Source organism: Halopseudomonas pertucinogena (assembly GCF_014646575.1).
Lineage (GTDB): Bacteria > Pseudomonadota > Gammaproteobacteria > Pseudomonadales > Pseudomonadaceae > Halopseudomonas > Halopseudomonas pertucinogena.
In genome coordinates this window covers 322,132-333,595 of the sequence record NZ_BMNN01000003.1, presented here as the reverse complement: position 1 = coordinate 333,595, position 11,464 = coordinate 322,132, and the positions used below count along the sequence as shown (strand labels likewise).

The 11,464-nt window shown below is 61.1% G+C and carries 9 protein-coding genes and 1 pseudogene; 5 read left to right on the top strand and 5 right to left on the bottom strand.

Annotated elements, in window-relative coordinates:
• The 3 genes and pseudogenes from IEW63_RS09450 to IEW63_RS09440 form a co-directional block, all read left to right on the top strand.
• Positions 1–661, top strand: a pseudogene (locus IEW63_RS09450) (hypothetical protein); the annotation flags it as partial.
• Positions 658–915, top strand: a complete 258-nt coding sequence (locus IEW63_RS09445) for a hypothetical protein (RefSeq protein WP_188636357.1) — start codon at positions 658–660, stop codon at positions 913–915. The pseudogene IEW63_RS09450 and the gene IEW63_RS09445, both read left to right, overlap by 4 nt.
• Before the next feature lie 168 nt (positions 916–1,083).
• Positions 1,084–1,230, top strand: coding sequence for a hypothetical protein (locus tag IEW63_RS09440; RefSeq protein WP_188636356.1), 147 nt, complete (start codon positions 1,084–1,086; stop codon positions 1,228–1,230).
• 893 nt (positions 1,231–2,123) lie between these two features.
• Here IEW63_RS09440 and IEW63_RS09435 read toward each other — a convergent pair.
• Entirely contained in the window at positions 2,124–2,387 is a 264-nt protein-coding gene (locus IEW63_RS09435) for a hypothetical protein (RefSeq protein WP_188636355.1), read from the bottom strand.
• 307 nt (positions 2,388–2,694) lie between these two features.
• Between IEW63_RS09435 and IEW63_RS09430 the strand changes: the two genes are divergently transcribed.
• Entirely contained in the window at positions 2,695–4,596 is a 1,902-nt protein-coding gene (locus IEW63_RS09430) for an alpha/beta fold hydrolase (RefSeq protein WP_188636354.1), read from the top strand.
• A gap of 47 nt (positions 4,597–4,643) precedes the next feature.
• On the opposite strand, the gene IEW63_RS09425 is transcribed toward IEW63_RS09430, so the two are convergent.
• The 4 genes from IEW63_RS09425 to IEW63_RS09410 all read right to left on the bottom strand — a co-directional run bounded on the left by IEW63_RS09425 (position 4,644) and on the right by IEW63_RS09410 (position 10,324).
• The gene (locus tag IEW63_RS09425; RefSeq protein ID WP_188636353.1) at positions 4,644–6,323 is read right to left on the bottom strand and encodes a diguanylate cyclase domain-containing protein; all 1,680 of its coding nucleotides are present in this window, start codon (positions 6,321–6,323) and stop codon (positions 4,644–4,646) included.
• Between the two features lie 59 nt (positions 6,324–6,382).
• Entirely contained in the window at positions 6,383–6,787 is a 405-nt protein-coding gene (locus IEW63_RS09420; protein ID WP_188636352.1) for a phosphate ABC transporter substrate-binding protein, read from the bottom strand.
• A gap of 10 nt (positions 6,788–6,797) precedes the next feature.
• Positions 6,798–7,925: a porin gene (locus tag IEW63_RS09415; protein WP_188636351.1), complete on the bottom strand. Its 1,128-nt coding sequence runs from the start codon at positions 7,923–7,925 to the stop codon at positions 6,798–6,800.
• 221 nt (positions 7,926–8,146) lie between these two features.
• A complete protein-coding gene (locus IEW63_RS09410; protein ID WP_188636350.1) occupies positions 8,147–10,324 on the bottom strand; it encodes a malate synthase G in 2,178 nt (725 codons plus the stop codon).
• Between the two features lie 203 nt (positions 10,325–10,527).
• Between IEW63_RS09410 and bipL the strand changes: the two genes are divergently transcribed.
• A complete protein-coding gene (bipL, locus tag IEW63_RS09405; RefSeq protein WP_188636349.1) occupies positions 10,528–11,460 on the top strand; it encodes a phospholipase BipL in 933 nt (310 codons plus the stop codon).
• The last annotated feature ends 4 nt before the right edge of the window (positions 11,461–11,464 follow it).

Below are 11,464 nucleotides of genomic sequence, written 5' to 3'. Positions count from 1 at the left end.
TGCCTCGGTAGCGGGTAATGCCACTAAATATAACTGGGACCTGCACTTGCCGCAGGGGTTGATGGAGTACGGAGAGTCCGCCACCTCCATGGCTGATTATCTTCAACAGCAGGGAGCCTCGCCTGAGGAGGTTAACCAGGCGCTTCGGGCAATGGCTAGGGGCGAAGGTTTTGAGGGGCCGGACCCAGCTCAAGAATTTATGAAAGCTTGGGCAATGGCTATGTTGACCGGCGGGGGAGTTATTAGCCATACAGCGAAGGGAGTAACTCTCGTAATCGGTGGCGCTATTGGCGGCGGGGCAAATATCACCTACCAATTGAGCGCATCGGATCTGGAAGCGATAAGCGTTACGGACGCCTCGATAGCTACGGCAGTAGGCGCGCTCACCCAAGGGAGGGGCTTAGCCGGCACAGTTGGAGTAAACATGGGCGGCGCTTATATAGGAAGCCAAGTTAAAGGGAATGAGCCTGGTAGCGCTATGGGAGGAGCCGGGGTAGGCTCGGTTGTAGGAGCAGGTGCAGGTAAAATATTTGGAGATAGGGCGTTAACAATAATCCCAAAAAGAGCCGCTCAAATTATAGGTGCAGTTTTTGGTGCCTTCGCGTCGGAAGCTGCTTCGGACTCCAGTAAGGCTATATTAGATAATGGAAAAAACAAATGAGAGATTATTTTTTGTATGTTAAAGAGTTTATTTTGTTGTTGATTTACTGTGTCTTTGTTGCATTTTCATTGATTTTTATTATACGTATCAGCTTTTGGGGGTTCCATTTTTTTCGGGGCGGTAACTTCGAGTTCGGGATGGATGAGCTTAGGAGTTCTATCGTTGCTGGTGTGATCGCTGGAAGTTTCTCAGCTGTGGGAGCCTGCCTGTTGTCAATAATGGATAAGCGACACGGGGATGAAAACAAACGTTGAAGTGAAGTTGCGGACAGCTTGGCGATATAAGTGAGATGGCCTCTACGAACAACGACTGGTACGCGAAGCAATCATGGCTCGTACCGGGTAACGCTACCTGGCTGGGCTGACCAATGATGAAGCCATGATTTCAAAACGGGCGCGCTGGTCGCCGGTGCGAATGAGGCGGTGATCGATAGCTTGGCGCAGCAGTACAGTGGAATGGAGCCGGATCAGCGCATCGGCTTGCTGACGATGAACTCACAGGTGCTGGGGGTGCTGGTCGCATCCATGGCCGGAGGGGACGAGCAAGACATGCAGATCGTGCCTCGGTAGCGGGTAATGCCACTAAATATAACTGGGACCTGCACTTGCCGCAGGGGTTGATGGAGTACGGAGAGTCTGCCACCTCCATGGCTGATTATCTTCGGCAGCAGGGAGCCTCGCCCGAGGAGGTTAACCAGGCGCTTCGGGCAATGGCTAGGGGCGAAGGTTTTGAGGGGCCGGACCCAGCTCAAGAATTTATGAAAGCTTGGGCAATGGCTATGTTGACCGGCGGGGAGTTATTAGCCATACAGCGAAGGGAGTAACTCTCGTAATCGGTGGCGCTATTGGTGGCGGTGCAAATATCACCTACCAATTGAGCGCATCGGATCTGGAAGCGATAAATGTCACGGACGCCTCGATAGCTACGGCAGAGAAGAAAAATGCGAATTGGCAGTAAGGAATTAAAACGGCCTGTTACTGGGGGAGATGTTTTCCCTATTGTGCTTTACTGTGTGTGTATTGTGTTTGTAGCAATTTTTTCTCTTCGTCTTTTTTTAGATATATATGTTTTCTGTGTGTATAAAACGTTTGAATATAGCTTCTGGGACGAAATTTTCTATGCGGCACGAGTGGGAGGAGCTTCGGGCTCCTTCTTGGGTTTGTCTGTATGGCTAATATCTTATTTGGACGCCAGGAATAAAAGAGATCGTGAGTAAGTAAACAAAACGCTGGGTCGTCTGGAGGGGTTTTTACAGGCGCAAGAATCTGCATGGCGGGCGCCGATGGGGTGACCAAGGGGCAGTTTGAACAACACCTCGGCGCTGGGTGCGGATAGTATGGTTCGGCTTATACTTTTGCCTCGGGCGCGCGGCTGAACGAAACCCCGTTATTCGATCCAATTCGGCTACTTCACCTGGGAGAGTGAGCCCTGACTGCGCTCCGGCCGGGCTGGACCGCGTCACCTAGGCAGCCTGTCGCCGGTCCCCTTCGGCGGGCTCAGCATTCTTGCGGGTGCCCCGCAGATTCATGACGAAAAGGCCCACCTGCAGCAGGATCAGCGCCCAGGCGTCGCTGTGCCAGCCCCAGATGATCCACAGGACATTACTCAGGATGAAGCACAGGAAGCCGGCACAGCGGCGGAGACGGTTGCGCGACCCCACCAGCCAGGCGGCGATGAGGGTGACCAGCATGGCTGGCCACTGCAGCATGTCGATCAGTGTTTCCATAGTCATGCATCTTCAGACCGGAGCGCTGCGACTGCGTTCACTCCCTGCGTAAATGAAACACCCCGGCATGGGCCTGGGTTTTGTGTTGACGCCAAGGTGGCGGTTTTGATCTGGGTAGCCCCGCCAGTCTGGCAGACTTCGGCACCTGGAGGGCTGGGGTGGCCTCGGTACGGTCTGCATATTCTGGCTTCTGTTATCAATTGCGACATTTGGTTGCTATGCTTCATGACTGCTCGGTCTGTTGAATTGTCTTGAGAACAATGTCAGCCGGGCAATTCCTGAACAAGAATAAATAAAAGGATATGCAATGAGCAGAATAGCGATCGTTGTCGCGCCGGCGCGGGGGTGGCGTTTCCCCTTGGCGGGCCTGGCTTTCACCTTGCTGGCGGGATGTTTTTCCGGGTCCGGCTCCAGTTCCGATTCGGATCGTGATCTGAAAGGGGTGTTCGTGGACAGCCCTGTTGCCGGGCTCACTTACATCGTGGACGGTGAGTCGAGACGTACCAATGGCGAAGGGCAGTTCAATTACCGGTCCGGAGAGCGTCTGACGTTCCGGGTGGGCGGTCTGGAGCTGGGTTCCGCCGAGGGAGCGGAGGTCATCACCCCCGTTGATCTGGTGGAGGATGGCAGTCTGCAGGACCCGGCCGTGCTCAATATCGCCCGCCTGCTGCAGACGCTGGACAGTGACGGCAATCTGGTCAATGGCATCCAGATCACCGAAGCGATCGACCAGGCCGTGGAGGATTATCTGGCGGCCAGCAATCTGGCCGGTATCGATCTTGCGGACACGCCTGCCTTCGAGGCCGTAATGGTGGATATGCTCGCCGAGCTGAACCGGCAGCAGCTGTTCGCCGAGAATGCGGATGACCGTCAGCGTGCGTTGCGCAGTGCACTGCGCGCCTGGCAGCACCTCAATGATTCGCTGGCCCAGCGCGATGGGGTAGAGCTGGATCACGACAGGTTGCCGGTTGTGTTCATCCATGGCGGTGCCGGCTCGGCTTCGCAGTTCGAGTCGCAGGCCCGGCGTTTCCGGGCCAATGGATACCCCGCCGGGCACATCGCTGCCTTCGAGTACGACAGCAGCGCCGTTTCGGCCAACCCTCTTGATCCCGCGTTGATGGCTGAGCGACACCGGCAGATCAACGCGATGATCGACGCGCTTCTGCTGAAAACGGGTGCGGAGCAGGTCAACCTGCTCGGTCATTCGCTGGGCACGGCAGTCAGCCAGCTGTATCTGGCTGATCCGGCCAATGCGGCAAAGGTTGCTCATTATGTGAACATCGATGGCAGGAGCGCTGCGGCCCCGCCCGGTGGCGTTCCGACGCTGGCGCTGTGGGGGCAGTATGTGACGGAAGAGGTGGTCGGGGCGGAGAACGTCTACCCGCCGGAGGATGATCCGGTCGGTCACATCGAGGTGGCCACCTCGGCCGAGTCCTTCGCCCGCATCTATCGCTTCTTCAATGACGAGGAGCCGCGGACCACAGCCATTCCCGACGCCGAAGGCGAGCATGTCTGGCTGGCAGGCAAGGCCAACCTGTTTCCGCAGAACAGCGGCGCGTCGGGTACCCGGCTCGAGATTCATACCATCGATCCGGTCACGGGTGCCCGGTTGAGCGATACCCCGTTGCACACCCAGGATATCGGCGACAGCGGGGAGTGGGGGCCGGTACGGGTGGAGAAGGGCGCCAGCGTGGAGTTTGCGTTGCTGCATGGGGAAGGGGAGGAGCATTACTTCTACCGCGAACCCTACCGTCAGGACAGTCTGCTGGTGCGCCTGAATACCTCCCGTCCGGGTGAGGGAGTCGGCCGGTTGCTGGCCCGCTCCTCAGCCCATACCAATCTGATGATCGGTCGGGACATGGAGCTCTGGGGCGACCAGGGCGCCAACAACGACAGCCTGACCATCAATGGGGCCGAGATGGTCAACACCGTGACGGCGCCGCTGCTCAAGCGGCTGAGCGTGTTGTTCGTGCACGACAAGGGCAGTGACCAGCGAAGTGATCTCTCGCAGGTGGACCCGGTCTTCGCCGTGCTGCCGTTCATGACCGCCGTGGACTACTATCTGCCGGCTACGGCTGATGGCAGTGGGACCATCGAACTCCGTCTCGACTCCCGTCGGGGCGGCGAGGAGCAGGTGATCAACGTGCCGAACTGGTCATCCGACCGGGTGCGCTCGGTCTCGGTGCAATTCAACGACTGGTCAGACTAGTTTGACCCCTGCGCCGGGGCGCAGCCCGTCCCGGCGCCATGCGCGATTCACCCGCCCGAGTAGTGGCGCCAGGTCTCGCGTCCTGCCTTCTTCGCCTGGTACAGGGCGACATCCGCACAGCGCATGAGCTCGTCCGCGTCCCTGGCGTGTTCCGGAGCACTGGCGGTACCGATACTGGTGCCGATATGTATCTCGTTGCCCTGATAATCCATCGGTTGGCCGAGGCGCTCGATGATGCGCTGGCTCAGCTGGTCGAGACTGTCCCGGCTGATCGGTCCGCAGATGATCATCACGAACTCATCGCCGCCCAGGCGACCGACCAGGTCCTGGGCGCGGGTGTATTGACGCAGGCGGTCGGACACTTCCTTGAGCACCGCGTCGCCGGCAGCATGGCCGAGGCTGTCATTGACCTGCTTGAAGCGGTCCAGGTCCAGACTGAGCAGCGTCAGTGGCTGGGCTGCGGCCAGGTTCTCGTCGAGGTACGACTGGAACTGGGCGCGGTTGGCGAGCCCCGTCAGCGGGTCATGCAGCGCCAGGTGTTCGATCTGGCGCTGCTCGCGAACCCGCTCGGTTATGTCGCTGGCGGCGCCCCGGTAACCGATGCAGAGGCCGTCGCGCATGATCGGTCTGGAGGCCAGCTGTCCGATCCGCTGATTGCCCAGCTGGTCGGTATAGCTGCAACGCAGGACCCCGGTATCCCCGGACTCCAGCCAGTCGCGCAGGGCCTGTCCCTCGCAATCGAGAATGTCGCTCAGAGGGCGCCCCAGCCAGTCGGATATCCGGTAGTGGGTAATGGCCTCGAAACGGCCGGACAGGTACACCAGCCGCAGCTGATCATCGGTTTCCCAGAGCCAGTCGGAGGCGGCTTCGGCAATGTCGCGAAAGCGCTTCTCGCTTGACTCCAGCTGGCTGCGGCTGGCGTTCAGCTGGTTATAACTGGCGACCAGGCGAGCGGCATTGCGCAGGGCATCCCGGGCGATCAGCGCGACCAGCAGGGCCAGTACCAGCGCCGAGCCAAGGATGACGGGGAGCAGGTTGTGCAGCAGTTCTCGACCGAAGGTGGGGGCCATCCAGCTGAGGAACAGCGGCGAGCCGTCAACGTAGGCCAGTTGCAGGCGGCTGTCGGGCGGGGCCCGTTCATCGGCAATGTGCAGGTCGGTCAGGCCGTAGTCGAAGCCCAGCTGCAACAGCTCGTAATCATCGATCGGCTGGGCAAGTACGAACAGCAGGGGCGGCGCCTGGTGCTCCTCCACTGAGGGGATTACCGCAGCAGCAGCCAGCGCCGGACCGTCCGGGGTACGGATCAGGCCGACGGAGGAACCATCGGTGCTGTCCCGGTCGGGTGTCAGCAGTTCGCGTTGGGCGTCATTCAGGGCAGTGCTGCTGTCCGGGTCACCGTGCACCAGGCGGCCGTCCGGAGCAAAGATCTGCACGTTCTGCTGGCCGGTGCGCTGGTAGTAGTAATGCAGCGCGCCGATCTGTCTCTGGGTGTCGCCGGCGAGGCGGTAGCTGGCAGCGATGCGGGCATGGGCCAGGGCTTCGCGCCGCAGGCTCTCGCTTTCATTGTTGATGGCCTGGCGTGCCAGATAGGCGCTGTGTTCGGTGAAATACCGGTCCAGCACATCGGTGACGTAGTAAAGGGTGAACAGTCCGGCAAAGGCGGCAACAAGCAGCACCCCCACCAGTTGCAGGAAAGATCGGTTGCGATAGGTCGTGCTCAGATGCATGGGTCCACCTCAGCCGCGGGCGCGGCCGTCATCCTCTGTCTACAGGCGATCATGCGGCACTACGGAACGACGAACAGTACATGAACCCGGTCGTCCACACTCTCTCTGTCAACATAGCCTATCGCCCGCGGATCGGTGGCGATTCTGTCGAGCATGGCCGATTCGTCCGGCACGCCCTGGGGCGGGCGGCCCTTGCCGGTGAAGATCAGCGCCGCCCAATGGGATTTCAGCTGGGCCTCGTTCTTGCGAATGAGCTGATGATAGAAGTGCGTGCGGGTGTCTCCCCACTGGCGCAGGTCAACCGGCGTCATCGAGCGGTCCAGTCCCAGGTAGACACTGGCAACCTGCGCCGGCGTCAGCGAGGCGCCGGAGTCCGGATGCACGATCACCGCAACATCCGCCTGACCCAGCCCGGACAGGCAGCAGAGCAGCAGGAACACGAGCCGACGCGGATGCAGAATCATCAGGCGGGCCTCAGAACAGGAAGTCGACGCCGACGGAGACGATGTCGCCGTCAAAGGTCGCCCTTGGCTCGCCCAGGAATTCCCGCCGGGCAAGCGCTTCGAGGTACTCGGCGCCGCCCCGCACGAAAGCGCCCTGGCTCTCGTTGGCATTGTCGACCCGGCGATACTCGCCCTTGAGCACCACAGACGGGCTCAGACGGTAGGACAGCCCGCCGGTCCAGGAGCTCTGCTGGCCTGTGAACTCGTCATCCAGTTCGCCGTAGGTGAGATGCACACCGAACCGGCCGAAGCGCCGCCCGCCCATCACGTAGAACGCGTTGGTGGACGGCGTCAGGCCTTCCACAACGATCCGGGTCGCTTCGCTGGCGGCGAGCCAGGTCCCGTTGTCGTACTGGTAGCCGACGGCGGTGTATTTGCCTTTCACCCCCTCGGCGATGCCCTCCAGCGGTGTGCCCTGCATGTAGGGAATGCGCAGGTCCAGGTCTGCTTCGCTGTAGGCGATGCGGAAGCTGCCCCAATGATGGGTGGTCAGCTTCACGTTGGCACCGAAAAGCTTGCGGTAATCCATGTCGTGAAGATCGTCATGGATGAAATGGTCGCGGTTCAGCGCCTGCCCGGCGTTGATCTGCCAGGTGAGCATGCCGAAGGCAAGCGGCGTGTCGTACAGCAGGTCGATGCCTTCGTAGTTGCTGATCTGCAGCTGGAAGTAGACCTCGTCCGGGAGCCGCAGCCAGGGGTAGGTAACGCCGACATTGAGGGTTTCGGAATACATGTACACCGGATTGCGCAGCCGGCCCGCGCGCAGCGTCAGCCGGTCGGTGGCCTGCCAGCCGAGGTACAGCCAGTCCAGCTCGACCCCCCAGCTGTCCTGCTCGGCGGCCAGCGTCGCCTGGGCGGTGGCGACCAGGTCCTCGGTCAGGTCCCAGGTCAGCTGGCCGCCGATGCGGGACAGGTCGTCGCCGCGCCACCGGTCGTTCACCTGGCCCTGGATGCCGTAGCTGCGCCCGCTGTCCTCGCCACCCAGCCGGCTGACACCAACGGTGCCGAAACCGTTAAAGCTGAAGCGGTCTTCCGTCTGGGCAAGCAGCGGGGGACTGGCCAGCAGAAAGGCGAGCAGGAGGAAACGAAGACTGGGCATGGAGTACCTGATCCGGAAACGAACTTGTCATCAAGAGTAGACGACCCGGGCCGATGCCGGGTGCTGTGGAATCGGCGTCAATGATACGTCAGCCCGGTGGGAAGGTCAGGGCGGACTGATATCAGAAGGCCACTTTCCGACGAAAGGCCGTTTCCCTACCGATCAGGCATGAAAAAGCCCGGCAGATTGCTCTGGCCGGGCTTGTCGGGGCGCTGCGTCGATCAGCAGCCGTAACGCGCCTTGAACTCGCGACGGCGGCGGTGCAGAACCGGCTCGGTGTAGCCGTTCGGCTGCTTGGTGCCTTCGAGGATCAGCTCCAGCGACGCCTGGAAGGCGATGCTGTCATCGAAGTTCGGTGCCATCGGGCGGTAGGCCGGATCATTGGCATTCTGCCGGTCGACCACCTCGGCCATGCGCTTCATGCTTTCGACCACCTGCTCCTCGGTGATGACACCGTGGCGCAGCCAGTTGGCCAGCAGCTGGCTGGAGATGCGCAGGGTGGCGCGGTCTTCCATCAGGCCGACATCATTGATGTCCGGCACCTTGGAGCAGCCGACGCCCTGGTCGATCCAGCGCACAACGTAGCCGAGAATGCCCTGGACGTTGTTGTCGATCTCGTTCTGCTTCTCTTCCGCGCTCCAGTTGGTGTCCTTGGCCAGCGGGATGGTCAGGATGTCGTCTACCGAGGCAAAGGGACGCTTGGCCAGTTCCTTCTGCCGCTCGAACACATCCACCTTGTGGTAGTGCAGGGCGTGCAGAGTGGCTGCGGTCGGGGACGGAACCCAGGCGGTGTTGGCGCCGGCCATGGGGTGACCGATCTTCTGCTCCAGCATGCCGGCCATCAGGTCGGGCATGGCCCACATGCCCTTGCCGATCTGCGCACGGCCGGACAGGCCGAGGTTCAGACCGTGGTCGACGTTCCAGTCCTCGTAGGCGGCGATCCACTTCTCGCTCTTCATGGCAGCCTTGCGTACCACCGGGCCGGCTTCCATGGAGGTGTGGATCTCGTCACCGGTGCGGTCGAGGAAGCCGGTGTTGATGAACACCACGCGCTCGCTGGCTTCCTTGATGCAGGCCTTGAGGTTGACCGTGGTACGGCGCTCCTCGTCCATGATGCCCATCTTCAGGGTGTTGCGCTCCAGACCCAGCAGGTCTTCCACGCGGTTGAACAGTTCGTTGGCGAACGCCACTTCTTCCGGACCGTGCATCTTCGGCTTGACAATGTAGATCGAGCCCTTGCGGGTGTTGCGGCGGGTGGTGTTGCCCTTGAGGTTGTGGATGGCTGCCAGGCTGGTGAAGATGCCGTCGAGAATGCCCTCGGGCACTTCGTTGCCGTCCTTGTCCAGTACCGCATCAATGGTCATCAGGTGACCGAAGTTGCGCACGAACAGCATGGAGCGGCCGTGCAGGGTCAGCTCGCTGCCATCGGCGGCGGTGTATTGGCGGTCGGCATTCATGGTGCGGGTGAAGGCGCGGCCGTCCTTGCTCATGTTCTCGGCCAGGTCGCCCTTCATCAGGCCCAGCCAGTTCTTGTAGGCCAGCACCTTGTCTTCGGCATCCACCACGGCGACCGAGTCTTCGCAGTCCATGATGGTGGTGATGGCCGCTTCCATCAGTACGTCCTTCACGCCGGCGGCATCGGTACTGCCGATATTGCTGCTGCGGTCGATCTGGATCTCGAAGTGCAGGCCATGGTTCTTCAGCAGCACGGCGCCGGGCTCGGCGGCGTTACCCTGGAAGCCGATGAACTTCTCGGGCTGCTGCAGGCCGGTCTGGCTGCCGTCCTGCAGGCTCACAACCAGCTGGCCGTTGGCGATGCTGTAGCCAGTCGCTTCGCTGTGGGAACCTTTGGCAAGCGGAGCTGCCTCATCAAGGAATGCGCGGGCGAAGGCAATCACCTTGTCGCCACGCACCTGGTTGTAGCCGGGCCCTTTTTCCGCGCCGCCTTCCTCGCTGATGGCGTCCGTGCCGTACAGGGCGTCGTAGAGTGAACCCCAGCGGGCGTTGGCGGCGTTGATGGCGAAGCGGGCGTTGGTGATCGGCACGACCAGCTGCGGGCCGGCCATGGTGGCGATCTCTTCGTCGACGTTTTCGGTGGTAACCTTGAAGTCGGCGGGTTCGGGCAGCAGGTAGCCGATTTCCTGCAGGAACGCCTTGTAGGCGGCTGCATCGTGGGGCTGACCGGCGCGCTGCTGGTGCCAGGCATCGATCTTCGCCTGCAGCTCGTCACGTTTGCTCAGCAGGGCGCGGTTCTTCGGGGCGAGGTCATGAATCAGCGTGTCCACGCCTTTCCAGAAGGCAGTGGCATCCACGCCGGTACCCGGGATGGCCTGCTCATTGATGAAGTCGTAAAGAATCCTGGCAACCTGGAGATTACCAATCTGGATGCGTTCGCTCATGAAAACCCCTCACTCAGCTGAGAAACTGCGCCGTGGCGCATAAGGACGTGGCATTTGGAGACGCAGCATGTTACACGATGATTCCTTGCAAAGCATGTTCGAAACATTGAATTGTTCCAAAATCGAGACCATGGAACGGATTTTTCCCCGTTTCCGGGGGTAAGCTGATGGCAGCTTCCGGAATCACCGCAGAAGGCCCCTTGATGGATCAGACGTTTTTCGAAAGGCTTGTCGCGCAATTGCCGCAACTCGAACCGGGGCAGCCCTTCAATCCTACCGCACAGCAATACGCCGCCTATTACGGAATCGACTTCAGCGCCGAGGTCGATCAGCACCTTGGTCACATTGAAGTTGATGGTTTCGACCTGGCGGTTCAGGTATGGCGCCCGAGCCTGCCGCGGGGCACGCTGATCATTCTGCACGGTTACTACGACCACATGGGCCTGTACGGCCATGTGATCCGCTGGGCGCTGGGCCACCGGCTGGCCGTCATGGCCTTCGATCTCCCGGGGCACGGTCTGTCCAGTGGGGAACGGGCCAGCATCGATTGTTTCCTGCGCTACCAGCAGGTGCTGGACGGCGTCATCCAGCATGCGCAGGACTGGCGTCTTCCCGCGCCCTGGCATTTCCTCGGCCAGAGCACCGGCGGCGCAATACTCATCGACCGTCTGCTGCACGGACCGTTGCCCGAGCAGACCGGTGAGACGGTGCTGATGGCGCCACTGGTGCGACCCAGACAGTGGGGGGTGTCGCAGTTCAGCCTGAAACTGCTGGGCGGGTTCATCCAGCAGCTGGGACGGCGCTTTACCGACAATTCGACGGACGAGGCGTTTCTCGATTTCATCCGCCAGCACGATCCGCTGCAGCCACAGGTGCTGCCGGTTGCCTGGGTGCAGGCACTGGACAAGTGGATTCCGCGTATCGAGACGGCCATGCCGTCATCGCACCGGCCCCTGATCGTCCAGGGCCAGGCCGACGGGACGGTCGACTGGCAGCACAACATCCGGGTGCTGCAGGAGAAGTTCAACGGCCCCGAGCTGCTGTACCTGCCCGAGGCCCGCCACCACCTGGCCAATGAGCAGGCCGACTTCCGCCAGCGCTACCTGGACTGGCTGGGCGACAGGCTGGGCTACTGACGCA